General features: G+C 39.9%; 27 protein-coding genes. 16 read left to right on the top strand and 11 right to left on the bottom strand.

Annotation, left to right across the window (positions count from 1 at the left end; genetic code table 11):
* Positions 1–4 precede the first annotated feature (4 nt).
* The 5 genes from MTBBW1_RS01215 to MTBBW1_RS01195 all read left to right on the top strand — a co-directional run bounded on the left by MTBBW1_RS01215 (position 5) and on the right by MTBBW1_RS01195 (position 7,132).
* Complete coding sequence (locus MTBBW1_RS01215) at positions 5–709, top strand: cobalamin B12-binding domain-containing protein (protein WP_186441019.1); 705 nt, start codon at positions 5–7, stop codon at positions 707–709.
* Positions 710–841: 132 nt separating this feature from the next.
* Positions 842–3,925, top strand: coding sequence for a response regulator (locus MTBBW1_RS01210; RefSeq protein ID WP_080797996.1), 3,084 nt, complete (start codon positions 842–844; stop codon positions 3,923–3,925).
* 342 nt (positions 3,926–4,267) lie between these two features.
* A complete protein-coding gene (locus tag MTBBW1_RS30275; protein WP_080797991.1) occupies positions 4,268–4,756 on the top strand; it encodes a porin in 489 nt (162 codons plus the stop codon).
* Positions 4,717–5,580, top strand: a complete 864-nt coding sequence (locus tag MTBBW1_RS01200; protein WP_080797989.1) for a porin — start codon at positions 4,717–4,719, stop codon at positions 5,578–5,580. Before MTBBW1_RS30275 ends, MTBBW1_RS01200 begins: the two co-directional genes overlap by 40 nt.
* A gap of 70 nt (positions 5,581–5,650) precedes the next feature.
* Positions 5,651–7,132 carry a GEGP motif-containing diheme protein gene (locus MTBBW1_RS01195; RefSeq protein ID WP_139786618.1) on the top strand — a complete coding sequence of 494 codons (1,482 nt, stop codon included), beginning with the start codon at positions 5,651–5,653 and terminating at the stop codon, positions 7,130–7,132.
* 99 nt (positions 7,133–7,231) lie between these two features.
* Here the strand turns inward: MTBBW1_RS01195 and MTBBW1_RS30145 are convergent, their stop codons facing one another.
* From MTBBW1_RS30145 to MTBBW1_RS27645, 8 genes are all read right to left on the bottom strand, one after another.
* Positions 7,232–7,393, bottom strand: coding sequence for an AEC family transporter (locus tag MTBBW1_RS30145; protein ID WP_342743871.1), 162 nt, complete (start codon positions 7,391–7,393; stop codon positions 7,232–7,234).
* Positions 7,393–7,947, bottom strand: a complete 555-nt coding sequence (locus MTBBW1_RS01190; RefSeq protein ID WP_245809209.1) for an AEC family transporter — start codon at positions 7,945–7,947, stop codon at positions 7,393–7,395. The genes MTBBW1_RS30145 and MTBBW1_RS01190 overlap by 1 nt, the downstream gene beginning before the upstream one ends.
* 47 nt (positions 7,948–7,994) lie before the next feature.
* Entirely contained in the window at positions 7,995–8,249 is a 255-nt protein-coding gene (locus MTBBW1_RS01185) for an addiction module protein (protein WP_080797985.1), read from the bottom strand.
* Between the two features lie 104 nt (positions 8,250–8,353).
* Positions 8,354–9,604 (bottom strand): IMP cyclohydrolase, encoded by a 1,251-nt coding sequence (locus tag MTBBW1_RS01180; protein WP_080797982.1) that lies wholly within the window; start codon positions 9,602–9,604, stop codon positions 8,354–8,356.
* A gap of 43 nt (positions 9,605–9,647) precedes the next feature.
* Positions 9,648–10,328, bottom strand: coding sequence for a hypothetical protein (locus MTBBW1_RS01175; RefSeq protein WP_080797979.1), 681 nt, complete (start codon positions 10,326–10,328; stop codon positions 9,648–9,650).
* 226 nt (positions 10,329–10,554) lie between these two features.
* Positions 10,555–11,091 carry a Fic family protein gene (locus tag MTBBW1_RS01170; protein WP_139786617.1) on the bottom strand — a complete coding sequence of 179 codons (537 nt, stop codon included), beginning with the start codon at positions 11,089–11,091 and terminating at the stop codon, positions 10,555–10,557.
* Between the two features lie 86 nt (positions 11,092–11,177).
* Positions 11,178–11,393, bottom strand: coding sequence for a hypothetical protein (locus MTBBW1_RS01165; RefSeq protein WP_080797971.1), 216 nt, complete (start codon positions 11,391–11,393; stop codon positions 11,178–11,180).
* A gap of 35 nt (positions 11,394–11,428) precedes the next feature.
* Positions 11,429–11,584 (bottom strand): type II toxin-antitoxin system HicB family antitoxin, encoded by a 156-nt coding sequence (locus MTBBW1_RS27645; RefSeq protein ID WP_139786615.1) that lies wholly within the window; start codon positions 11,582–11,584, stop codon positions 11,429–11,431.
* Positions 11,585–11,933: 349 nt separating this feature from the next.
* Between MTBBW1_RS27645 and MTBBW1_RS01155 the strand changes: the two genes are divergently transcribed.
* Entirely contained in the window at positions 11,934–12,584 is a 651-nt protein-coding gene (locus MTBBW1_RS01155; protein WP_080797965.1) for a metal-dependent hydrolase, read from the top strand.
* A 218-nt stretch (positions 12,585–12,802) separates the two neighbouring features.
* Positions 12,803–12,991, top strand: a complete 189-nt coding sequence (locus MTBBW1_RS01150; protein WP_080797962.1) for a hypothetical protein — start codon at positions 12,803–12,805, stop codon at positions 12,989–12,991.
* A gap of 185 nt (positions 12,992–13,176) precedes the next feature.
* On the opposite strand, the gene MTBBW1_RS01145 is transcribed toward MTBBW1_RS01150, so the two are convergent.
* Together MTBBW1_RS01145 and MTBBW1_RS01140 are read right to left on the bottom strand one after the other, a co-directional pair.
* A complete protein-coding gene (locus MTBBW1_RS01145; protein ID WP_080797959.1) occupies positions 13,177–13,377 on the bottom strand; it encodes a hypothetical protein in 201 nt (66 codons plus the stop codon).
* A gap of 4 nt (positions 13,378–13,381) precedes the next feature.
* Positions 13,382–13,708 carry a type II toxin-antitoxin system RelE/ParE family toxin gene (locus tag MTBBW1_RS01140; protein ID WP_080797955.1) on the bottom strand — a complete coding sequence of 109 codons (327 nt, stop codon included), beginning with the start codon at positions 13,706–13,708 and terminating at the stop codon, positions 13,382–13,384.
* 617 nt (positions 13,709–14,325) lie between these two features.
* On the opposite strand from MTBBW1_RS01140, the gene MTBBW1_RS01135 reads away from it, so the two are divergent.
* From MTBBW1_RS01135 to MTBBW1_RS01110, 7 genes are all read left to right on the top strand, one after another.
* Entirely contained in the window at positions 14,326–14,901 is a 576-nt protein-coding gene (locus MTBBW1_RS01135; protein WP_080797953.1) for a hypothetical protein, read from the top strand.
* A 417-nt stretch (positions 14,902–15,318) separates the two neighbouring features.
* A complete protein-coding gene (locus MTBBW1_RS01130; RefSeq protein WP_080797950.1) occupies positions 15,319–16,281 on the top strand; it encodes an ATP-binding cassette domain-containing protein in 963 nt (320 codons plus the stop codon).
* 6 nt (positions 16,282–16,287) lie between these two features.
* On the top strand, positions 16,288–16,431 hold the full coding sequence (locus MTBBW1_RS29340) for a hypothetical protein (protein WP_245809208.1): 144 nt from the start codon (positions 16,288–16,290) through the stop codon (positions 16,429–16,431).
* A 14-nt stretch (positions 16,432–16,445) separates the two neighbouring features.
* The gene (locus tag MTBBW1_RS01125) at positions 16,446–16,991 is read left to right on the top strand and encodes an ABC transporter permease subunit (protein WP_245809207.1); all 546 of its coding nucleotides are present in this window, start codon (positions 16,446–16,448) and stop codon (positions 16,989–16,991) included.
* Between the two features lie 37 nt (positions 16,992–17,028).
* Entirely contained in the window at positions 17,029–19,431 is a 2,403-nt protein-coding gene (locus MTBBW1_RS01120; protein ID WP_080797946.1) for a Gldg family protein, read from the top strand.
* Between the two features lie 119 nt (positions 19,432–19,550).
* A complete protein-coding gene (locus tag MTBBW1_RS01115) occupies positions 19,551–20,756 on the top strand; it encodes a DUF4340 domain-containing protein (protein ID WP_080797942.1) in 1,206 nt (401 codons plus the stop codon).
* Positions 20,757–20,919: 163 nt separating this feature from the next.
* A complete protein-coding gene (locus tag MTBBW1_RS01110; protein WP_139786614.1) occupies positions 20,920–22,266 on the top strand; it encodes an ATP-binding protein in 1,347 nt (448 codons plus the stop codon).
* On the opposite strand, the gene MTBBW1_RS01105 is transcribed toward MTBBW1_RS01110, so the two are convergent.
* Complete coding sequence (locus MTBBW1_RS01105) at positions 22,238–22,456, bottom strand: hypothetical protein (protein ID WP_080797934.1); 219 nt, start codon at positions 22,454–22,456, stop codon at positions 22,238–22,240. The genes MTBBW1_RS01110 and MTBBW1_RS01105 overlap by 29 nt on opposite strands.
* 306 nt (positions 22,457–22,762) lie before the next feature.
* Here MTBBW1_RS01105 and parC point away from each other — a divergent pair, with 306 nt between their 5' ends.
* Both parC and mltF read left to right on the top strand, forming a co-directional pair.
* Complete coding sequence (gene parC, locus MTBBW1_RS01100) at positions 22,763–25,057, top strand: DNA topoisomerase IV subunit A (RefSeq protein ID WP_080797931.1); 2,295 nt, start codon at positions 22,763–22,765, stop codon at positions 25,055–25,057.
* A gap of 8 nt (positions 25,058–25,065) precedes the next feature.
* On the top strand, positions 25,066–26,490 hold the full coding sequence (gene mltF / locus MTBBW1_RS01095; protein ID WP_080797927.1) for a membrane-bound lytic murein transglycosylase MltF: 1,425 nt from the start codon (positions 25,066–25,068) through the stop codon (positions 26,488–26,490).
* Positions 26,491–26,492: the final 2 nt, after the last annotated feature.

Raw genomic sequence — 26,492 nt, 5'->3', positions numbered from 1 at the left:
AACAATGCTTTCAGAAGCAGTAATCAGGGAGCTTGATGAAATCATAAGCAGAGATGCCCCTTACAGAAAACTTGCTGAACAATATGCAGAATACGTTCTTGCAGGTGATCGAAAATCTGCATCTAATCTCATCATTGAAAAAGTTGAATCAGGTACACCTGTCAAGGATATTTATCTTCAGGTATTTCAGCCGGATATGTATTTGACAGGCCGTTTGTGGCAGCTCAAAATCATCTCGGTTGCCCAGGAGCATCTTTTTACTGCAATGACACAATCTATAATGGCACAACTCTATCCCTACATAATGTCAGGTAATAAAAACGATAATATCCTGATTGCAACATGTGTTGGCAATGAACTTCATGAAATGGGCATAAGAATGGTGGCAGACATGTTTGAGTCTGAAGGATGGAATACACTTTTCCTTGGTGCAAATACCCCGTCAAAAACAGTGGCTGAAGCAGTTGCTTCAGAAAAAGCTCACATACTTGCCATCTCAACAACCATGATGTTTCATCTCAAAAATACCCAGGAGCTTATAAAAGAGGTGAAAAAAAATAGAGAAGAGACCGGAATCATGGTGGGAGGGATTGCTTTAAACAGCCGTCCGGAACTTTGGAAGCTTTTAGGAGCACAAGGGTTTGCCTCCAATGCAGAGGATGCAATTTCTGTGGCAAAATCCATTTTAGAATCCAAGGAACAGGCCTGAAATAAATCATTGTGTTATGGAGACTTTTTAATGACCTCTCATGATTCCGATGGCATCACAACAATCCATTAAAGTCGTTATATGTCAGCATGTTATGGAAATTTTACAATGAAGTATAAACGGTAAGGCAATATGGATAATATATATGATGAAAAAAAGGCAGAGTATCTCTTTACCAAAAGCGGCAAGCTTATAAAAGTTATACACGACAGCCTTGGCGCAGGCCCCATTGACGGAACGCCAACACATGTACTTGAGGTGCTTGCAGATACTTCATGGCAGGATTGGAAAGAGCTTGTTGACAGACTTCGTCGCAAAGAGCCTGTTATTGATAAGCCATTCAGCCTTAACTACTTTGGAATGCCTGCCACTTTTTTACTCAGTTTATCTCTTCAGGGTGATAAGGTTTTTATGTCTGCAACCATACCTGAGATTAATGAAACAGATGATGATTTTTCACTTGAAACATCTGATGAAGGTTGGCAATCAGATTCCGCCTCACTTGACTCTTCACATAAAGATAGCGCCTCAGAAAATAATTTGACTGAAAAGGGAAATGGTCAAAAAAACGCCATTCTCTCTTATGAATCACTTAATGGTCTTTCCGAAGAGGCATTTAATGAGATCAGCAGGCTGAACAATGAATTTGTCAACATGCAAAGAACGCTTGTAAGCCAGAATATCAAGCTCAAAAAACTTAACAGTGAACTTACTGAAACCCAGCAGGAACTTGTAGAAGCAAATAAAAATATAAAACTTATGGCTGAAAAAGCTGATTCTGCCACCAGGGCCAAAAGTGAATTTCTGGCCAATATGAGCCACGAGATCAGAACCCCCATGAATGCTGTAATGGGTATGACTCACCTTTTGCTCCGCACCGATCTCACATACAGACAGCGTGATTATCTGACAAAAATAAACTCTGCGGCAATCTCGCTTTTGGGGTTGATTAATGACGTCCTTGATTTTTCAAAAATTGAAGCTGGAAGGCTTGAACTTGAGAGAACTGACTTTTTTCTGGAAGATGTTCTTAACAATGTCTTCAATGTTGTTGGATTACGAGCTGAAGAGAAAAAACTGGAGCTTCTGATGTCTCCACTTTCAAACATTTCAATTCCCCTGGTTGGAGACCCAATGAGGCTTGGCCAGGTGCTTATCAATCTTATAAACAACAGTATTAAATTTACAGAAAAAGGACATGTATTAGTGTCCATCAAAAAAGTTCAGGACAATGATAACAATATTACCATGCATTTCTCTGTATCCGATACAGGTATTGGTCTTACAAAGGAACAGCAGAAAAAATTGTTCAAATCATTTTCCCAGGCTGATACTTCAATCACAAGGAAATATGGTGGCAGCGGCCTTGGTCTCTCCATCAGTAAAAAAATTGTATCTCTGATGGGCGGTGAAATTGGCGTTCATAGCGATTTCGGCAAGGGCAGCACCTTTTATTTCAGTGCCACTTTTCAGCAAAGTGTAATGAAAAAATCATCATCCTGTTTAGTTGATGAAGCTCTTCAGAACATGCCTGTTCTTGTAATTGATGACAATAAAATATCCAGAAAAGTAATCCAGAGAATGCTTGAATCCTGCCTTTTCAAGGTATCTCTTGCTGCATCTGGAGAAGAAGGTATTGCTGAACTTGAAAATGCCGCTAAAACTTATCCATTTAAGCTTGTTATTGTTGACTATTTCATGCCAGGAGGGATGAACGGCATTGAGACTGCAATAAAAATTCGCAGAATGGATGAAAATTTTTTTCAACCCAAAATTATTCTTATCACAGCATATGGCAGGGAAGAGGTCATGAAAGCTGCTGACAAAATTGATCTTGACGGATTTCTGATCAAGCCGCTGACCTCTTCAAATATTGTCGAAGCAATTATCTCGGCTTTTTTCAAAGACTTTTCCATGCCAGGGAAAAGGGAATCTCATAAGGATAAGGCACTTGAACTTCTCAAATCCAGAAAAGGGGCAAAAATTCTGCTGGTGGAGGACAATAGCATCAATCAACAGGTGGCCTCAGAGATTCTACAGATTGCAGAAATGGATATTACCATTGCAGGCAATGGTCTGGAAGCTCTGGAACTTCTGAATAAAAGATCATTTGATGTTGTTCTGATGGATATACAGATGCCTGTTATAGATGGCATTGAAACAACAAAAAGAATAAGAGCCAAACAAACTCTAAAGGATCTTCCGGTAGTTGCCATGACCGCCCATGCAATGACAGAACAAAAAGAAGCCTGCCTTAAAGCCGGAATGAACGGTTTTGTCAGCAAACCAATCGTACCTGAAAATCTCTATAATGTTCTGTATAAATGCCTAACAGATAATGCAGTGGATTGTGATGACTTGCCTGTAAATTCAGGTAACCTTGATGACTTGCCTGTAAGCTCAGGTAACTCTGATAACTTATACAGAAAAATCAGGAATATTACAGAACCGCATTTAGTAAATATTGATGAAGGATTGGAAAGATTATCAGGAAATCAAAAGCTATATGAAAAGCTGTTAAAAGAGTTTCGCACTCAAAACAATAATACAAGCCGGAGAATTCTTGATCTTATTCACTCAGATGATCAAAAAGCCCTTGCACTTACTCTACATACAATAAAGGGAGAGGCCGGAAATCTTGGTGCTAAAGCTCTTTCTTTTGCCTCGGAAGCCTTTGAGAATGGTTTTAAAAATAGTGCATCACAAGAAGTTTTACTCTCACTTTATGGCGATTTTAACAATGTTCTTGTAAATACACTTTTTGCAATTGATAAAATTATTGAAAAATCCATCAACGGCGAAATTTTTGAAAACAATGCAATGAACGGTGAGCCAGTGGATAGTATCGCTGTTCAGGGAATTACTAATTCCTTACTGCCTCATGATTCTGAACTGCATCATGATTTTAAGCTGCATCATGATTCTGAGCTGCATCATGGTTCTGAACTGCATCATGATTCTAAACTACCTCATGATTCTAAACTAGCTCATGATTCTGATGAGATTAAATCTGACCTTATGGCAATTGCCAATTTGCTGGATAAAAAGAGTTTTATAGCATCAAGGCATATAGAAATGCTGGCAACAAAACTGAAAGGTTCCATATTTGAACCAAAAAGTACAGAACTTAAAGATATCATTGGAAAATTTGATTTTAACAAAGCTTCGGAAATATTACATCAACTTGAAAAAGATTTGCACAATACCTTTAGATAAAAATGTAAGATACCACAGATATCCATTACAATAACCCTCATTAGCACCCTCCATATGTTATTTCTGGTCAATATTGGTTGTTTTTAGATTTTTATAATAAAAACAACTTTTTAATATTGACCTATTCTCATTCTTCCCATTATATATTCAAATTGTGTGAATACGTAGATATTTGCGATAAATGGTAGTGTTCCAAACCTGTGGACGACTCTTTGGAAATACTTATCAATAGAGTCAATACTTATCAATAGAGTCAATACTTATCAATAGAGTCGTTTTCTTATCAGATCAACGGATTTGGGACACCACCCGATAAATTAAGTATGCGGAGGTTATTTTCAATTGACAATTTTTTTCAGGAAAGTTTTACGCAGAACAACTCAATTCATTGTAATACTTATGGTTTTATCAATATCTGCAACAGCTTTTGCAGAACGAATTTTTTTTGCAGGATATAAAGGGGGTTTTTACATAAAATCTGAAGAAGAAGGCGGGATTGAAATGAGGCTTGGAGGCTCATTTCAGTCAGATTACCACTATTATAATGAAGAGGAGCGTTCAGACAACCGCTTTGATATAAGAAGGGCAAGACTTATTTTTAACGGTCAGCTTACACGTTGGTTCAGGTTCGGGATGGAGTATGAGTTTCAGGGCAATGAAACAAGCAACCTTGTTGATGCTTTTGGTGAATTTGTTTACGGCACAAGCGGCATAAGGTTCGGACAGTTTAAAGAACCTTTCAGCCTGGAAATTCTTGAAAAAACAAGGCAATACTATTTGCCGAACGTTCCATGGGTTATTATCTCTCTCCTGGAAGGGATGTTGGGATAATGGGCTATACTTCCCTTTTCAAGGAACGCCTTTACTTTTCAGCAGGGCTTTTCAATGGCGATGGAGATGACGGTTCCGCAAGGGGGAACGAACATGATGAACCAGAAGTTGCGGCAAGAGTTGTGGTTGTTCCATTTAAAATGGTGAATAACCGATGGCTTGAATCACTGCATCTCGGATGCTCGGGAACCTTTGTAAAAGCAGATAACCTAAACATTGATCTTCGTGTAAAAAGCTCTGGAATGGCAGGAACCTCAAGAAATATCTATGAACTGACCCACAACACAAAATTCGGCGTAATCGAAAATGTTGATGACAGAATACGAACTGGTATTGAAGCTGCATGGGCATCAGGGCCTTTTGCTCTTCAGGCCGAAAAACGCTGGTTCACATACAGTGGGCTTGATCCTGCCGGAAGCACTCCTAAGTCAGATGCCGAATTTTCAAACTGGTACCTAAGTGCAGCGTTAGCACTGACAGGAGAGACTCACTATTTTTCCAACGGTCTTCTAAAATCCATTTATCCCAACAGCTTTTTCAACCCATCTGAAAACACATGGGGAGCATTTGTACTTGCTCTGCGTATGGATCATTTTTCAGGAGATGAAGATTGGATAAACCCTGCATCCCATGTTTCAGTAAAAGAGGCTGATGCTTTCAGCATAGCCATGAACTGGATTATGTTTCCCATGTGCCGCATTGTTGCTGACTATTCCTTTACCGACTTTTCAGACAAAATAAAGGTAAGAGTGCTTCCGGATGGGAGTACTGATTATATTGATAAGGAAAACTGTCTTACTCTTAGACTTGCAATGGATTTTTAAGATCATGTTTCAGGCAATTTGATTAGACAGCACTTAAGTTCAATTTTTTTAACAAGGAGAAAACAAAAAAATGAGTAAACGGACGACCATTATGGCCATTGTCTTTTCCATGGTACTGTTTCTATCTGTTTCAAGTGGATATGCTGCCTATCACCACGAAGGTGAGCGGGATTCAGAAAATTTTCTTGCTGCATACCCGGATAAAGCCGGCACAAAACTTGATCATTGCGCCCTTTGTCACAGCGGCGGAAGTTATGAAAAAAGTACAGGCAGCACAGTATCCCTTGGAAGCTGCCAGTGGTGTCACTACAAAACCGAATACGGAAGAGAAAACAGCAACATTGAACAAACAATCAATGCTTATGGAAACGCCTACAAAGATAATGGACGTAACGAAAGCGCCATATCAAGAATTGACGAACTTGATTCAGATGATGACGGCTCAACCAACCAGGAAGAGATCACTGCCGGAAGTTTTCCTGGAAATGCTTCTGATAACCCTTTTTTAACAATGGCTCCATCAAAAATATACACCAGAAGCGATCTTGAAGCCCTTCAACAGCACACACAGTTTCTTTTAATGAACACAAGCAGATCCGGGGATTTCTATGCCCAGTACACAGGTGTTCCCTTAAAGGATCTTCTGGATGATGCCGGAATTTTAACAGAGCAAGCAACAGGTATAACTGTTTTTGCACCTGATGGATGGTCACAGTATCATCCCCTTAATTATGAGGAAGGAGCAGAACTCTACCATGTTTATGGTAATATGCCAGGGGAATCATACCAGTACCCTCCAGCAGTTTATAACCATGTAACCGATGCTGACTATGCCCTCAATCCTGATACAGGATGGTGTGACTACTCTGCTCCTTCTGTTGCAGGAAGAAGCCACGGCGATCCCATTTATGTTGAAAACGGTCTTAAGGCAATACTTGCAATGACACGGGATGGCGCTCCTCTTGATACAGGGGTACTTACGGATGAGAACAAACTTGACGGATCAGGCCCTTACAGAGTTGTGGTTCCCCAGAAAGTTCCAAGCCCACCTGATCAGTCCAGCAAATCCGACGACCAGGATGTGGAGTGGCCATACAACTATGACTGGGATCACAATGCCGGCGCTGCAACAAGATCAGTTACCATAATAAGGGTTGAACCCCTTCCGGAAGGTACAACAGATATTGATATTCTTGAGGCAGGGTGGAGTTATATTGACAACCAGCAGCTTATTATCTATGGCGCCATAAACCCGGATGCAGGTAGCTCAGACAAAGAGTGCATAACATTAGCCGGTGATTTTGGATTTACCCTGCCCCATCTTGATCTAAATGGTATGAAATTCGGGATTCATTTCAAGTACTCCGGAACAATGCTTGACTTTGAAGCTGACATGACAACCCTGTCACAGCATGATGATGCTGCATCGGCAATTGTTTTCAATGATGATCTGTCAATTACTGTACCATGCATTGATTTTGCAGGTAATCAATTTGCAATCACAATGAAATCAACAAGTGACGATTTTACCATGTGGAGTATAATTCCGTAAGAGGTGATAATCTCGTAATAGATGAATAAAACATCTATAGATTTCCAGAAAAATATTTTGGCATCTTGACTTTGAAAAGGGCAGGCAGGTTCTGCCCTTTTATTTTAGAATTTGCCACAGAGCAAGCCACAATGGCATTGCCAGTATGCAGATAAGGTATTGTAAAAACATCATGCTGCTGATTGAGTTATTATCCCCGCTGTAGTTTTTGACAATAAGGATAAGATTTGTGGCTGGAGGGGACGATGCCTGAATAACCATCAAACTGCTGAAAAGCCTGAAAATACAACCACAATAGAAATAATTGTTGCCACAAAAGGGGGCGTAATAAAATCTCTCCTCTGAATCTTAGCCTCTCCTGTTCCTGTTAGAAGAACCTTTCCTATACTCCACATGAGAGGTGTCAACCCAATTGTCAAAAGAAAACAGTACATTGCAGCAAGATCAAACTGATCTGGATAAATAATCTTGACAATTGGCAACACAATATAAATTGCATTCTGCATGCTTGCCAAGGGCAGAAAAGGCCACTTTTCCTTTTTCATACGAAAAAGAACAGCAGCAAAGATAAGTCCTGTAAATACAAGCAAAAGGCCAGACAAAGGCAGTGCCCACCATAGCGGAAAACTTTCTGGATCAAATGTTAATATTATTTTGGATATAATCAGACATGGGAGAAAAACATTGACAGTAACGGCAGACAAAGCCTGAATCTGGGAAGGGGAAACAATTTTTGTTCTCACCAGAATGCCAGCAGCAGCAGAGATGAAAAACAACTGGGAAATTGTTCCGAATATTGTCATGAAAGTTGTCAAAAACATCCTGAAAATAAGGCCTTCATACAGTTTTGTTGTTCCAAATTTTAACTTACCATTCTATAGGTTTTCTTTTTATAAATCTCCTGTCTCAGTTCCGTCCAGTCTGTTGCAGAATCAGGATTTGCTCTGTAATCGCCCAGCCTGTTCAGGAGAAGTCTCCTCTCATCTTCTGAGACAGTTTCCAGTTCGTGAGATTCTTTAATTTCATCCCATATGTATGTTATGACACTAAGACGATCAGACACGTTGAGTTGTCTTATTCCGTAAACAATTTCGCTTTTACTCATTAACTGCTGCATAGGTTTTCCCTGAATGAAATAATATAAATTTCCAGAATATTCTTAAAGTACGATAATAGGGTAATAAGAGGGGGTGTTGCCACCCCACAGAACTGTTGATAATGTTAATGTTTAAAGCTTCTCTGCCCTGTATAAACCATTGTGGCATCAGCCTCATTACATGCTTCAATCACCTCAAAATCGTTCATGGAGCCTCCTGGCTGAATAACGGATTTAACTCCCTGACGCAATCCAACATCAATGCCATCCCTGAAAGGGAAAAATGCATCACTTACCATTGTAGATCCTGTCAAACCGCCCTTCTCTTTTTCCACATCTTCCTTTATTTCAGCTATTTTGTCAGCATCATCAAGCAGATTGAACGGGGTGTTGTAGCGTTCAAAGGAGTATCTGTCCATGAGCTTACGGTAGGCCTTGTCAACAGCGATTTCCGCAACTCCCACCCTGTCCTGCTCTCCTGTGCCTATGCCCACTGTGACATTATCCTTGACATATATAACGGAATTGGATGTTATGCCTGACTCCACAAGCCAGCCAAAGAGCATGTCCTTATACTCCTGCTCTGTTGGTTCACGCTTTACCCTGAATGTTTTACCTTTATATTCAGTTTCTGCAACTTTAAGATCATCCTTTGAGAGTGTAACAGGGGCAAAGGACCACTGGGTAACAATTCCTCCATCCATAAGGCTTTTGAAATCCACAACCCTCTCGCCTATAAAAGACACCAGTCTTGAAATATTGTTGATGCGGATAACACGAAGATTTTTACGGCGGCCAAGAATATCCACAACCCCCTCGTCAAACTCAGGAGCAACAACAACTTCTGCATACTGGTCAGCTATGGCCTCGGCAGTGGCACGATCAACCGAACGGTTAAGAGCAATGCATCCTCCAAAGGCTGCAACACGGTCTGCCATATAGGCTTTGGCATAGGCTTCTTCTAAAGAGTCTGCAATTGCAGCACCACAGGGGTTGTTATGCTTTACGATTACGGCACCAGGGGTTTCGGAAAAATAACGCAGGATATTTAAAGCATTATCGGCATCTGTAAGATTGGTTTTACCTGGGTGCTTACCGGACTGCAAAAGCTCAATATCTGAAACCATATACTTGCCAGGCTTTATTGTGGAAGTATTCCCAAGCACAAGATTACCGTTGACCAGGCGGTAGAGAGCTGCCTCCTGCCCTGGATTTTCGCCATATCTGAGTCCTTTCTGCACCCCGTCAATTGTCCAGGCAACCTTTTCATAAAAAAGGGTCTGGCGGTTATTGCCATCCACAAATGTGATCTCCATGGCAGGGGTAAAATGGTCATCCATTACGGTTTTGTACATCTGTTTTAAATCTTCAGCCATTAATAATTCTCCTAAAAATGATTTATTATGGGTGGGGAGACAATTATGAGCAGGTATAGCACTCTTTTACCTTGTCAAACGGCTGCTGAGAAAGATAATCAGCAATTGTCCTGTCATACTGGGCTGTATGATCAAATGCCTTTCGTGCCAGTTGAAAACGACGATCAAGGGAAAGTGCGCCCTCTCCTTTGGCCATCTCTTTTAAAATATCGCTATAGTCTCCGGGATCTACAACCGAAGCAACCCGTATAAAGTTTTTTGCAGATGCCCTTATCATTGTTGGGCCGCCGATGTCGATGTTTCCCCTGGCATTTTCACAGGTAACATCGGGTTTTGCAATGGTCTCCCTGAATGGATAGAGGTTTACCACAACCATATCAATGGGAAGCGATTCTGTGCGCTGAAGATCATTCTGGTGGGATTCATTGTATGTTTCGGTCAAAAGGCCAAGATAAATTCTGAAATCAAGTGTTTTCACAAGCCCACCCTGGGTTTCCGGCTGCCCTGTATAGTCAGAGACCTGCTGAAGAGACCTTTCTGCCCTGCTCCCAAGGATATCTTTTATTTTTGAGAATGTTCCGCCTGTGGAAAGGATCTTGATCTCCGGATTAATCTTCACAATTTCAGGAATAAAGTTTTCAAGTCCTGACTTGTCAGATACACTGACAAGAATAGTGTTAATTTTTACAAGATCATCAATTTTTTGCACTATGTTTTTTGTCATTTATACAATCCTTGATTTGAATTATAACGTACATGGCGGATCACCGCCACAAACGAAGGGATGAAAGTCGTTTTTAAAACAGGCTGTTACGGAGACTTTCATATAAACATACATGGCGGATCACCGCCACAATCTAAAAGTTTAAAGCCTTTATAAAAACAGCACGTTATGGAGACTTTCTAATAAAAAATATCGGCATTGTTAATTTTGAACAATTAAACACTACTTAAGCCAATCGTTTCAATTCATCCACAATAGACTTTTCAGTATCTATCAGAGCGTCTGCAATAAATTTTATAAAGGGCATAATATCACCATTGTCCGCCTGATTCAGTGTTGTCAGATATTTTCGACGGTTCTCATTTTTTATTATTGCAACCGGATAGCCTTTTTTTATCAGCACAAGATTCATAAGAATCCTTGCACCACGACCGTTACCATCATCAAAAGGATGAATTCTTACCATGTTATAATGAGTTATAGAAGCAATAACAAGGGGATGTCTGCTGTAAATATTTTCATCAATCCATCTGCACAAATTTTCCATTTCATCTGCCACATGAACAGGGGCAGTGTAAAAATGGATAGTTCCATCTGTCTGTAAAACATGATTTGGGTGAACCTTGTACTTTCCAGGATTGGCCGGTTTTTTTATTTTCTGACCGCTTTGACTTATTGCAGGAGTATATTTTACACCTGATAAAAGCAGAGCATTCATCTCTTTAATAAGTCCCTGAGAGATTGAGCGATTCTCTTTTATCACATCGTAAAGCCAGTCGATTGCTTCTGCATGATTTCTGGCATCAAGAAAATCTTTAAAAGGCTTTCCTTCAACCGTAAGCCCTTCTCTTAAAAAAAAAGTGTTTCGCCCCTTGTAAGAGAACTGCCTTCAATAGCATTGGAGTCATATGTCCAGTCAATACGCAGTTTCTCCTGAATTGCTGACCAATGTTCTTTTTGTAAGTTTTTTTTTATGTCAATCTGACCTTTCAGATCATCAATCACAATCAGTGATTCTCTGATATCAGAGTTATTTTCATCAAAGTCATAATAGTTTTTTTTCATCATTTCAACCCGACAGACAATCTCTTTATGAAAGGTTATGCCTTAGGAACCAAACCGGATACAATATCACTATATATTTCAGTAAGATTATTGCGCAACTCTTCAAGAGTTTCGCACTGGGATTCATACTCAGGATCTTCAAGGATATGCCCTGTAAACCATTGACCCCTTTTTTGATATATGATTTTCATATCAAACTCCCCTTTAAAAAACAAATTGCCTGTTTTCCAACTAATATGATATCCAACTGCTTTAATGTAGCAGAAATCATTGATTCTGCAAATAAAAAGCAGATAACTTAACACCTTTCGGACAGGCTTTTCCATAGTGTCGTCTTTGAGTAAACGGACATGGCTGTGATTTAGCCACCCCCGAAATTTGTATCTATTTCCACGATAAAACAAAAATTACTCTACAATATCAATAAAGGGTGGTGTCCCAAATATGTTGGTGAGCTCTTCACAAAACTTGATTCAGCAGGGCTTTCACAAAAAGATATCAACACTTTTATGACACTACCCAATAAAGGTCACTGAAAAAATGTCAGGATTTAAAACCCACCTCATGGGCGGCATGGCTGCCGGGGCTGCTGTATCAACTGGATACATATTGTTAAAGCCGGGTTTACTCAACCCCACACAGTTAACAGCGGTATTTGTCATAGGTACTATTGGAGGGCTTCTGCCGGATCTGGACAGCGATACAGGCAAGCCGCTTGCCATTGTTTTTGGTCTTCTGTCAGTTATAATTCCTGTTGCATTTCTTGATGATGTATCAAAACATTTTACTGCCACGCCTGAATTTCTTGTCTCCTATTTTGTGCTCTCCTATTTTTTCATAAATCATGCAGTATGCGAGGTAATTAAACGCATAACAGTCCACAGAGGCATAATGCACAGCATTCCCTTTGCACTTTTGTGCGGGGAAGCTGCATTTCTCATGTTCATTCCATCCGGTACAAATATGGCAATTGCTGCCGGCATTGCTGTATTTTCAGGATGCATAACCCACCTTGTGCTTGATGAACTCAATTCCATTGTATGGAAATTCCGCTTTATACCAGTGATAAAATCTTCCATCGGCTCTGCCCTGAAACTCAAATCAGGCTCTCTTTCTGCAACTGTTTTTGTCTATATGCTTGCAGGTATTGCAGGAATGCAGGTCTTTAAATTCATCAAAATGGGCAGTTGATTGCCAAAAAAAATACAATATGGCATAATGTAAACAATTTTTTAATTCAGTAACAGCCTGTCAACTTTGAGAAACATTACAAAAAAAATATGCCCGAAAAACTCCAGGCACAACAACTTACCCAGCCCCATGAAAAACTTGAAAAGAAAGGCTTTTTGAAAAAAAGGAGATAACTAAGGAACAGAAGCAGGATTTACGAACAGTACAAAGCATCTTTGATGATGCACTTTGTAGGAGCGGCAGTTGGTGTTGTGGCAATATGCTGTTGCAAAATCACACGTACCAGAAGGGAATATGAAGAACAGATTGAACTTGATAATACGGTTACCAAAGATTTTGAAAAAAAGAACAATCAAGTCCATGCTAAAAAAATTGAAGCTGAAAAAAACGGAAGGTTTACTACATGAAACATTTATAAGAAAGTCCCCGTATTTCAAGGTTTTTTTCAGGGCTTTCATGCTTCGTTGTGGCAAGATGGGTTTGCCATGGCCGTTATATCGATTTTCCATAACCCACTGATTTTATTACAGCTCTCATTTTTAATAGTTCAATAAAATCAGACACTTAGATAGAATCGATATAATGACTATTATCAAGCAGCCTCTTTATCATTATCTTTAATCCGAATCTCCAAATCAAAATTAAAACCTTTTGCTTTAATGATGTATTGGAGTCCCTCTTTAAAAAGAAACGGATCTTTTTCTTTCATGACATCTTCAATATACAACTCAAGGAATTCAGGGTCTCTTTTTAGCTCTTCAACTATAAATTCATCATGACCGGCTACCTGCATATTATCACCTCTTTTTTTCTTGTTTATATTCTGCCCAATATTTCTTTGCTGTCTTGATATCTTCATCCTGGGTGCTTTTGTCCCCACCACAGAGCAGAACAATGATGGTTTCTAAATCATTGGCATAATAGACCCGATACCCCGGGCCATAGTTAATACGCATCTCATGAACACCATCACCAATTGACTTTGTATCTCCAAAGCTCCCTTTCTTTGCTTGAGTAAGACGTTTGGTGATGTTTATTTTGGCACGTCTATCTCTCAAGGTGCGAAACCATCCTTGAAAAATACTTTTGCCATCACTGGTAATGTAATGCACTATTTTTTTCAATGTCTTTCCATATTAAAACTGTATCAACATGGATATCAAGCACTCAATAATCTTGGGGAATATACATTCTTATCCTAATAATGCGAAACTAACAAACCAACTTTTTGACTGATTTTTTTCCGCTTATTGAATGCCCCAATCCCCAAATTAAGGAAGGCAAACTCTCAATATAGTTCACAATTCTGTTTATCTCTAATCCATAGATTTAATTGATAACACAAAAAAGTTGAAATAATCAAGAATATTACTCTGCCCTGAAACTCAAATCAGGCTCTCTTTCCGCAACTGTTTTTGTCTATATGCTTGCAGGTATTGCAGGAATGCAGGTCTTTAAATTCATCAAAATGGGCAGTTGATTGCCAAAAATCATAAGTTACTTGATCATCCCTCCTTTTTCATGGTAATTGAACCTTTCAAAAATATTTTTCATGATTATTTTTAATCCATTAAATATAATCATGTGACTAATTACCTCAATAAATTGTTTCTGATTTAACCTTATTTAACAAAAATTCTGACAAACAAAAATCTGACAAAAACATTACCAAATGATAATGTTCAATATCATTTACTAATCATTTTTTTGTGTTAATGATATATGGCGTCAGGAGGTTGACATGACAAACGAGGATAACACAGTAACAGGGTCGGTTACCATGGATCTGAGGGGCAGGCAATCTGTCAGGGCCACATTCAAACTCTCTGAAAAGGCCATTGAATCATTGAGTCTTGTTGCTGTGCACCTTGGTATAAAGCAAAAATCACTTTTTGATCATCTTGTTGATGATGCAGAGGCATTGAGCAATATTGCTGAAAAAATAAGAATCAGACAGTTCAACCAGATTGAAAGGGTTCAGAAAACCTATGTACTCAGCAGAAAAACCCTTGATCTCCTGGAGATGATCGCAAAGGATAATAATACCCCAAGGGATGCACTTGTTGAGTATGCACTGAAAAGACTTGAGGATGTCATTCTTGCTGAAAAAGAGAAGCATAAAAAACGAAAAACGCTACTAAAGGAGCTTGACAGTCAGTGGAAGAATGCCATAACGCTTTTTGAAAAATCAAGAAAGGAGTTAGGAGAAGAGGATCCTTTCTGCCGCAGCCTTGAAAAAACCATGAATGCCATGTCAAAAACGAAAAACGAACTTAAGACATTTATTGAGAAAAGCAGTATCATTGAAACATACTGAAATACTCAAAATAGTATATGTACAATGTCTATTTAATCAATAATAGTTTAATTAATAATAGTATATAAAAGATGTCTATTTAATGAGCTTATAACTTCTCAAAGTCGACACCTATGATCTTGTAAGCCTTGTCAACACTGTCTGAATCAGGATTCCCAAGATTAACAAGATAAGGCAGGATTATTTATCCTGAGCATCCTATCCATCCTGGTTATCCTGGTTCAGACAACTGCAATAACTTCTGAAAAAGCAATAAGATGTCGATTTTGAGTAACTTAGAGAGTCTGAAGAATCTATTTTACCACCAAAGTCGATCAAGAAGTTTCAAAATAGAAAGTAATAACAATGATAAATGGTAATTTAGAAACCACTGACTCCCTATTAACAAAACAACTTAAGATGTAAAAAGGAGGTACTGTGATACAGGTCAAAAATCTGACCAGATACTACAACAGCTTCTGTGCTGTTGACGGTATCAGCCTTGAGATCAAGAAAGGTGAAGTCCTGGGGCTTCTCGGTCCCAATGGTGCAGGCAAGACTACAACACTCAGGATGCTGACAGGTTTTCTTAAACCATCTGCCGGAGACATTATTGTAAAGGATCTATTGATTTCCGAGGATGCCCTTAAAATAAAAAGCCTTATGGGATACCTGCCGGAATCAGCTCCCCTTTACCACAACATGCTTGTGTTTGATTACCTTTGTTATGTTGCAAAGGTTCGGGGAATCCCCAGGGACAAAATCCATCTGCGACTCAAAGAGCTTTCCAGTTTATGCGGTCTTTCCGGCATAATGCATAAAACCGTGGATGAACTTTCCAAGGGATTGAAACAGCGTGTCGGGCTTGCCCATGCCATGATGACAGATCCTGAAATTCTAATTCTTGACGAACCCACATCAGGGCTTGACCCAAACCAGATTGCAGAAATCAGAGCAATCATCAGACGTATTGGAAAGGAGAAAACAATTATCTTCTCCACCCATATCCTGAGCGAGGCAGAAGCTACCTGTGACCGTATTGTTATTATAAACAGAGGCAAGGTGGTTGCTGATGATACAACTCAAAACCTGAAATCAAGGGCTGCCGGAAGCTCATGCATTGATCTTTCCCTGTATGACGCAGATCCTGAAGAGGCAAAAAAACTTATTGCAGCCATATCTCCGGATATTCGTGTAATTGAAAAGGAGCCTGAAGAGAGTGATGTGGTATCTTTTGAAATTCACAGCAGCAGCTCCAGGGATATCAGGCGGGATCTATACAAAAAAATCAAGGAAACAAACTGGAGTATTGCCCAGTTGACAAGGGATTCCCAGACACTTGAGCGTATTTTCCAGGAGTTGACTAAGGGAGAGGAATCCTACAGAGGAGGAGAAAGATAGAGTGCCATGAATCAGATGATCCAAATTACACTAAAAGAGTTCAAGGACTATTTCATATCACCCATTGCCTACATTGTAATATCGCTTTTCCTTGTGGTCACAGGGTGGTTTTTCTTTTCCACTTTTTTCTTTTTGATACAGCAGACATGAGGAACTTTTTCTCCATGCTGCCCATGATATTTTCCTTTATTATTCCGGCTGTTACCATGCGGCTATTTTCCGAAGAGATGAACGTTGGCTCCTATGAGACCCTGCTTACAATGCCTGTTTCATTTACGGATATTGCCGTGGGCAAGTTCCTTGCCGCCACACTTTTTTGCGGATGCATGCTGTTTCCAACCCTCTCCTATCCTATCTTTATATCATTTATTGGAGACGTGGATCCAGGACCTGTTATCGGTGGCTATACAGGTGCTCTCCTTCTTTGCGGTGCCTATTCTGCAATGGGTATTTTTGCATCATCTCTTACCCGCAACCAGATTGTTGCATTCATCATTGGGGCATCCCTTTGCTTTACATTGACCATCCTTGACAAAATCCTCTTTTTTGTTCCTGCATCCATAACAGAAATTGTATCTTTTATTGGAGCAGATGTGCATTTTCAGAGCATATCCAAAGGGATCATTGACTCAAGGGATATTCTCTATTTTCTGAGTGTTATATTTATCGGGCTGTCAGGAACATATCTTGTAATGCAGGAAAAGAATTAAGTATCTAAGGGAAAAGAATTTAAGGAGCTGTTTTGCTATGAAGAAAGGAATTGCTGATAAAAATAACACCGCCTTGATTGATTCAGGGAAAAAAGCCCCCAGAGGCGGTGGCAACAAAGGAGCATGGATCAAATTTTTGCTCTACTTTGCAGTGGTGGTGCTTGTAAATGTTGCTGGAGTTACCCTGTTTTTCAGGGCGGATCTTACATCCAATGGACTTTATTCCCTATCGGATGCAAGCCATGAAGTTGTTGAAAGCCTATCTGAACCCCTAAGTATAAAGGTCTTTTTCACAAAAAATCTACCTGCACCCCACAACAACACTGAACGCTATCTCCATGATCTCATGGAGGAGTATGCAGCAAGGGGTGGAAAACTTTTCAACTATCGTTTTTATGATGTTACAGCAGGAGAGGCAGGCATGACGGAACAGACCAATGTCAACCGTCAGATGGCCGAGGACTACGGCATTTCTCCTGTACAGATCCGTATAATTGAAAACGATGAGGTCAAGTTCCAGCAGGCTTACATGGGGCTTGTCATCATCCACGGTGACATGATGGAGAAAATTCCTGCAATCACCTCAACCAACGGCCTTGAATATACACTTACCACAGCCATCCAGAAGCTGAACAACAAGGTTAGCGCTCTTATGGCCCTTGATGAAAAGGTAAAGATAACCCTCTATCTTTCATCATCCCTTGAAAAGGTAGCGCCTCTCATGGGTCTTGACCAGTTGTCATCTCTGCCGGAGCGCATTGAAGAGGTTGTTGAAAAGCTTAACACCAAAAGCCTTGGCAAAATCGACTATAAATATGTTGATCCAACAAAAGAGAATAACCTTGACGAGATTGCTGAAAAATACAATGTAATGGCCATGAAATGGCCAGCCATTCCCCAAAAGGGAATTGAAGCAGGAAATGGCGGGGCAGGTATTGTAATGCAGTACAAGGAGAAGATAAAAAGCACCCCCATTATTTCAAGCATCAATCTGCCCATAATAGGAACAACTTATCAGATGGTTGACCCTGATGCCTTAGATGAGCTTTTCACCGAAACCATGGAGACAATGATCGGCATCAACGAAAATATCGGCTATCTTGCCGACCATGGAACGCTTTCCCTTATGGGTGGAGGTATGGGCATGATGCCGGGTCAGCAGGGTGGTACCATGAATGTCTTTAATGATCTTATATCCAAACGATATACAATTCAGGATATTAATCTAAAAGATAGCGAAGATGGTGATGAATCGGAATCAGGAGATAAAAGCTCAAAAGGAATAAGCAATATAAAGGGTGACGGCGGCATTCCCGAAGGTCTTAAAACCCTTATCATTGCAAGACCAACAGAACCTTTTTCCGACTATGAACTCTTTCTTATTGACCAGGCATTGATGAAGGGAACCAATATCGCCTTTTTCACAGATACATTCAATGAAATTATGTCCCAGCAGCAGATGGGATTTGGCGGTGGCCCACAGTATATACCCATTGACACAGGTCTTGATAAACTTCTGAATCACTATGGTGTCAAGATCGACAAATCCTACATCCTTGATAAAAACTGCTACAAACAGATGAAACCAGCAAGACAGGGTGGCGGAGAGCAGGAGATTTATTTTGCTCCAATTATAAAAGATGCCAATATCAACAATTCACCTGATTTCATGAAAAACATCAAGGGAATAATTGCCATGAAGATCTCACCCATTACCCTTGATGAGCAGAAACTTGAGCAGAGCGGCGTCACTGCAACAAGGCTCTTTTCATCATCGGATGAGTCGTGGCTTATGAAAGACCGAATCAACCTCAATCCCATGTTCATAAGGCCCCCTGCTGAAACATCAGAAATGCAGTCACATGCACTTGCTTATATGCTAAGTGGTGAATTCACAAGCTACTTTGCAGGAAAATCAATTCCCCAGAAAGATGTGGCAAAAAAAGACTCTGATGATACCAAAAAAGAAGCTTCCCCGGATACAGACATTGATTCCGCCAATACTGGTTCTGCCAATGAAAGCGAAAGCCCAAAAATCGATGAAACAAGCAAGGATGAAGCGGCAATAGCTCTTTCAGAGATAGAAGTTGACAACACAATTATTACTAAAGGTAAACCAGGAAAAATTTTTGTCATGGCCTGCTCTTCAATGCTTCAGGACAACATGCTTGACCCCGAGGGCAGAACCACCAATGCCACATTTATACTCAATGTAATTGATCACTTAAATGATCAGGATGATATTGCAGAGATGAGAAGCAAGAATCAGACCCTCAACCCTCTCTCTGAAACAACTCCATTTGCAAGGGGCTTTATAAAGACCTTCAATATTGCAGGGCTTCCTGCTCTGATGATTTTGTTCGGGTTTGGTGTATGGCTGCGGAGAAATTCCCGCAGAAAAACAATAAAGATCATGTTTCACAATGGCAGGGATGAGTGATCATCTTCTCATATCAGTCAAGCACCAGATTTCTTTTCTGGAAAGCTATATTTGTTTTCTGGAAAGCTATATCATAGCGTGATTATTCACAGCACCAGAAGGAGGCACAAGAGATAAAAATGAAAAAGGAGTATATCATACCAGGTGTGCTGATTGTATTGCTGTCAGCCTATCTTGTAATGCATAATCGGGATGGAAACAACTACACTCTTCCTTCCATTCCTGAAATAAATGTTTCTGATATAAAGGAGATCATACTTGAAAAAGATGGCCAAACAATTCCCATTGCCAAGAAGGATGAGTCATGGAAAGTAACTGAAAAGGACTATCCTGCTGATGAAAAAGTTGTTTCAAAAATGCTTGATATAATAAAGGAGATCAAGGTCTCTGCACTGATTTCAGAACAGGGAGAGAATCTCAACAGATATGAGCTTGATCAGGAACACCGGATTTCTGTTACAGTAAAATCATCTGTTGAGACCCTCAGAAAATTTGATATTGGAAAAGCAGCACCATCTTTCCGCCATACTTTTATACGCCTTGACGGCAACAATAGTGTCTATCATGCTTCCAAAAGTTTTAGACGTGATTTTGAAAAAACCGTTGATGATATAAGGGATAAAACGGTACTCTCCTTTAACAAAGATAAAATCACAGAGGTTGTTCTGTCAAAAGATGACACTGTTATGGAGCTTGTTTTATCCAGCGATAAGAGTGCAGAAGCCTCTGAAGATAAATCTTCTGAAGAAAGTAAAACTGACTCGGAAAATGAAGCCACTGTAAATGAAGCATCTGTAAATGAAGCATCTGTAAATGAAGCATCTGTTAAAGTGTGGAAAGTGAAACAGAAACCAGAAGGGGACGTTGAAAATATGTCCTCTTCACCAGGAGCAACTGAATTGGAGAATAAAGATACCCTTGATGGTATTCTATCCACCCTTTCCAACCTTAAATGTTCTCAATTTACAGAAAATGATTCAAAGGAAGATGCATTCAAAGGTATGAGCACGGCTGCTACCATTACTATGAAGGGTGAAAAAACATATTCCATTGAACTATTTGTAAAAGATAATGAAAAATACCCGGCCTTAAGTTCTGAAAATGCTTATCCCTTTATGCTGGACAGCTATCAAGGAGATAATCTTCTGAAAAAGATTGATGAATTGATGGCAAAAGAAGAAAAAAATACTCCATTAGAACAGGAAAACATTATATCAAACCAGAACAACAATACGTCAAAACAGGAAAACATTATACCAGATCAGAACAATAATACATCGGAGCAGGAAAATGTGATGGATTTCAGCAATAATATTACAGAATAGAAATTTTTAAAATTAAGTGCTATACAAAAAATATCAATTTCGATATTTTTTGATAGCACTTTTTTTATGAGGTGCGTATATTAAAAATCCAATCTTCGCAAATTCTCATGAATCATGCCCTAATTTCTAACGTATTCTTGATGTAAAGGCTCAGGTGATCATTTTGAAAAGAATCATCTACAGATCTCTTTTGGAGTGGAAAGAAAAAAACGACCGAAAGCCCCTTATTATTAAGGGAGCACGACAGGTTGGAAAAACTTATATCCTCAAAAAGTTCGGTGCAGAGCATTTTAACCACTGTCACTATATTAATTTTGAAGAAGACGAGGCGTTACACAGGGTCTTTGAAAAAGATTTAAAGGTTGATCGCATTATCCAGGAAATCTCATTTTACCTGAATCAAGCCATTGATACAAATGATGACCTTCTCATTATGGATGAAATTCAGGCTTGCCCACGGGCATTGACTTCATTGAAATATTTCAGTGAAAAGATGCCGGAATTAGCAGTCTGTTCCGCCGGCTCTCTTCTTGGGATACACCTTGGTGAAGCATCATTTCCTGTTGGTAAGGTTAAGTTTCTGGAGATGTTTCCCATGAATTTTATGGAATTTCTGATGGGTGCCGGTGAAACAATGCTCCTTAATTTTCTTTCCGACCTTGATATTTCTCAACCAGTTCCTGATATTGTTCATCAGCGATTATGGGAACAGATGACCCATTACTTTGTTGTTGGCGGACTTCCGGACATAGTGCAAACATATGTGGATGGCAAAAATGATCTTTTTACCTGCATGAAACAGGTCAGGGAAAAGCAAAAGGATCTGTTAAATCAATACCTTGCGGATATTGCAAAGCATTCCGGAAAAGTCAATTCCATGCATGTGGATAGATTGTTGCGTAATATACCTGCCCAGATAGCCAGGGAGCAAGATGGCTCCATCCCCAAATTTAAATTCAAGGGGGTGATTCCCGGGATACGGGGATATTCAAGACTTGCCGGAGCCATAGACTGGCTTGTAGCGTCAGGATTGATTCATAAAATTCATATTATTAATCGTGGTGAGCTTCCCTTTTCAGCCTTTTCAAAGGAAAACTTTTTTAAATTGATCCTCTTTGATGTAGGGCTTCTGGGAGCACTGGCTGACTTGCCGGTCAAGTCTGTACTGGACTCCGATTATGGGACTTACAAAGGCTATTTTGCCGAAAATTTCGCAGCCCAGGAGTTTTTATGCCAGGGTCATTCTCCCCTTTATTGCTGGAGAGAAGGTAGAAGTGAGGTGGAATTTGTGATGGAAATAAATGGTCTAATCATTCCAATTGAGATTAAATCCGGCTGGGTGACCCAGGCTAAAAGCCTTAACGTATTTGCCGGGAAATATCAGCCGGAGTATAGGGTCATTTTCAGTGGACGCAATTTACATATTGATCATGAACACAAAGTTCATTTCTATCCACTTTACCTGGCATCAAATTTTCCTATTATGCAGGATCCTTATCCTTCATATTAAGATAAGTGTGCCAGGCTGCAAATCCCACAAGTGCAATACCTGCCCATGGATGTATTAATTGAGCAAGATGTCCTCTTGAAAACCCTGTATATAATGTAATTCCAAGAGTGCCTGCCATACCAGCTTTTGCAACAGTGTCTGCCTTTGGAGTCTCAACTTCCTTAACCATTTCAATTGCCTGGGTTGTCATGAAATCCTCCTTTTTTGAATAATGCACATGGCTGCTATTAAGCAACCACCAAAGATGGAAATTTGTATCCATTCCCATGAAAGATATATAGGATTTCACTCAAATGTCAATGAATTAAGAACTGACTCTTTTCACAACAAGGTTCTTGACATAAACTCGATGAAACCCTCTCGCCCCAAGTCCAAATGTTTCTTGCCTTCAATGTGAATTTCAGTAATAATAATTCGTCATTCTGTAAGTAATCAAAAGCAATGATGTGAAAATGCTGCCCCTCTGACAATGATAATACGGAGATAAAAAAATAAGATGTCCAATGCCTCCCCTCTTGTGCTTGAAGATTTTGAAAAAATTCCCTTTGAGGAGTTTGCTGAAAAGGCATATCTCAACTACTCAATGTACGTAATCCTTGACCGCGCCTTGCCACACATAGGAGATGGCCTTAAGCCTGTCCAGCGCAGAATTGTGTATGCCATGAGCCAGCTTGGCCTCACCGCTTCTGCAAAACACAAAAAATCAGCAAGAACCGTGGGTGATGTTCTTGGTAAATTTCATCCACACGGAGACACTGCATGTTATGAAGCAATGGTGCTTCTTGCACAACCATTCTCATGCCGATATCCACTTCTGGATGGTCAGGGCAACTGGGGTGCCCCTGATGATCCAAAATCCTTTGCTGCCATGCGCTACACGGAATCCCGCCTCTCACATTATGCTGAGGTGCTTCTCATGGAGATAAACCTTGGTACAACAACCTGGATTCCCAATTTTGACGGCACCCTCAAAGAGCCTTCTCTGCTACCGGCGCGTCTTCCAAATCTTCTGCTCAACGGTACAACCGGCATTGCTGTGGGCATGGCAACAGATATTCCCCCTCACAACCTGACAGAGGTTGCAGAAGCATGCATTCATCTTTTGGATCATCCTGATGCCGGTATTGATGCAATTCTCTCCTTTATAAAGGGCCCTGATTACCCCACAGAAGCTGAGATAATAACTCCCCGCAGTGAGATAAAAGAAACCTACATAACCGGAAACGGTAGAATAAAAATGAGGGCAAAATATCATGTAGAAGATGGCGAAATTGTTATCACTGCCCTTCCCCACCATGCCTCCGGAGAAAAGATCATTGAGCAGATAGCAGCACAGATGGAAGCAAAGCGCCTTCCCATGGTTGTTGATCTCAGAGATGAATCTGACCATGAAGACCCCACCCGCGTTGTAATTGTTCCCCGCTCCTCAAGGATAGATATGGATGCACTAATGGATCACCTTTTTGCAACAACTGATCTTGAGCGCTCTTATCGGGTAAACATGAATATGATCGGCCTTAATGGCAAGCCCGAGGTAAAAAACCTTCTCACAATATTGACAGAATGGCTTACATTCAGGACAGATACTGTTACAAGGCGTCTTCAGCATCGCCTGAATCAGGTGCTTGATCGACTTCATATCCTTGAAGGCCTTCTTGTTGCATTTCTCAATATTGATGAAGTTATAGAGATAATAAGAAATTTTGATGATCCAAAATCAGAGTTGATCAAAAGATTCAACTTGAGTGAACGCCAGGCAGATGCAATACTTGATATAAAACTGCGACATCTTGCACGCCTTGAAGAGATAAAGATCACAGGGGAGCGTGATGAACTGGAAAAAGAGCGTCAAAACCTTGAAAAAACCCTTGGATCAGAACTTTTACTCAAAAATCTCATTAAAAAAGAGATTCGCCAGGATATAAAAAAACATGGTGATAAAAGGAGATCCCCAATTCTTGAAAGAAAAGAGGCAGAGGCTTTTTCAGAGGAAGATGTGATTTTAGTGGAGCCTGTAACCATTATTCTTTCCAAAAATGGCTGGATAAGATCAGCCAAAGGACATGACTTTGAGCCTGAAAAAGTTAAATTTAAATCTGGGGATGAATACCTTGCCCACGGAAGAACCCTGAGCAACAAACAGACTGTATTTCTTGATTCAACCGGCAGAACCTACTCTCTGCCATCCCATACATTTCCATCTGCACGCAGCATGGGAGAACCACTTACAGGGCGCCTTGTCATAAAGCCTGATGCAACTATTCCCTTTATGATTAATGGAGATGATGATACCTTGATATTTCTTTACTCTGATACAGGATTTGGCTTTGTCACTGAAATGCCTAACCTTTACTGCAAAAACAAAAATGGCAAAGCCATGATCAATCTTCCAGATAACGCAGATCTTATGCAGCCGGAGTATGTTTACTCCCCTGAAAAAGATCTTATTGCCACAATAACAACTGCCGGAAGGCTTCTTATATTCCCTGTAAATGAAATGCCCATTCTGGAAAAGGGAAAAGGTAACAAAATAATAGGTATTCCAAGGGATCAGCTTAAAGTTAAAGGTGGTGAAAGAATAAAACTGTTAAAGATAATAGAAGAAGATAGCACCATCATTGTACATTCCGGAAAACGACTTTTAAAGCTCAAACCCGCCAACCAGGAAAACTACAGGGGAAAACGAGGCCAAAGGGGCAGAAAACTTCCAAGGGGGTATCAGTCGATTCATGCCCTTGAAACAGAAAAGGAAGAGAAGACGGGACTACCCGAAAAACAGGATTTTCAATAAGGTGATGCATGAAGCAACTATTTGAAAAATATTTTCTTTTATTTATTACAATCTCCTTAATCATAGCCCTTACAGCCTTTATTATCTATACCAGGAGACAAGAAAGTACACCTCTTGACAGCCTTTCACGTATCTTGAAATCCGGTAAAATCAGGGTCATTACCCAAAACAATGCGAACTGTTACTATATCTACAGAGGTGAGCCAATGGGTTTTGAGTATGAGCTTGCCAGAGAATTTGCAGCGTTTCTTGAGGTTAACCTTGAAATAATTACTCCTTCCTGGAGTGATATCTTCTACACTCTTGATACAAAACAGGGTGATTTTATTGCGGCAGGAGTAACAATTACTGATAAGCGTGCACAAAAGATGCTCTTCTGTCAGCCATACATGACTGTCCAGCAGATGTTTATTTACCATAAAAGTAAATTGCCCATAGAGAGCATAGAAGAACTGCCTGGAAGAACTATCCATATTTCCGATTCCACATCCTACCATGAAAGGCTTCTTGAAATTAAGGAGAGCGGAATTGATATTGATATGGTGGTTCATGACGATCTTGACCCAGAAGATCTTTTGCGCATGATATCGGAAAAGGAAGTTGCCCCTTCATCAAAAAGCTCTTCATCGGATAAAGAGATCAGCTACACCATAGCAGATTCCAACATTGCACTTTTGAACCGAAGATATTATCCAGATATCCGAATAGGGATTCCCATACATGAAAAAGAGTACATTGGATGGGCTGTCAAACCTGATGATATAGAACTTTCCGATAAAATGGTTGTTTTTTTTGATATAATAAAAAGTAATGGGGTTTATGACAAAATATATAAAAAATATTACGGCAATGTTGATGAATTTGATTACTTTGATCTTCTTAAGTTTCATGAACGCCTTGAAACCCGTCTGCCAAGGTATAAAAAAGTAATAATGAAAGAGTGTGAAAAGTATGGTTTTGACTGGCGCATGATTGCTGCCATGATCTATCAAGAGTCCCATTTTGACCCCAAAGCGAGAAGCAAAACAGGAGTCAGGGGCTTGATGCAAATTACAGAAGAGACAGCAAGTGATATGGGCATATCAAATCGTCGGGATCCGGTTCAGAGCATGAAGGCTGGAATTGCCTATTTAAAACAGCTATACCACAAATTTAATGGCGTGAATGATACCCTTGACAGAATCAAGTTTGCAATGGCCAGCTATAACATTGGTTATGCACATGTACTTGATGCTCAAAGACTTGCAAGAAGGCAAGGGCTCGATGCCAACAAGTGGTCATCAATCAAAAAAACCCTTCCCCTGCTTGCCAAAAAAAAGTATTATACAAAAGTTAAATATGGCTATGCAAGGGGTGGAGAGCCGGTTAAATACATTGAAAGAATTTTTATGTACTACGATATTCTGAAACAAAAAGCCCATTCCGGAGGATAAAA

The organism is Desulfamplus magnetovallimortis, assembly GCF_900170035.1.
GTDB lineage: Bacteria > Desulfobacterota > Desulfobacteria > Desulfobacterales > Desulfobacteraceae > Desulfamplus > Desulfamplus magnetovallimortis.
This window is presented reverse-complemented; position numbering and strand designations above follow the sequence as displayed.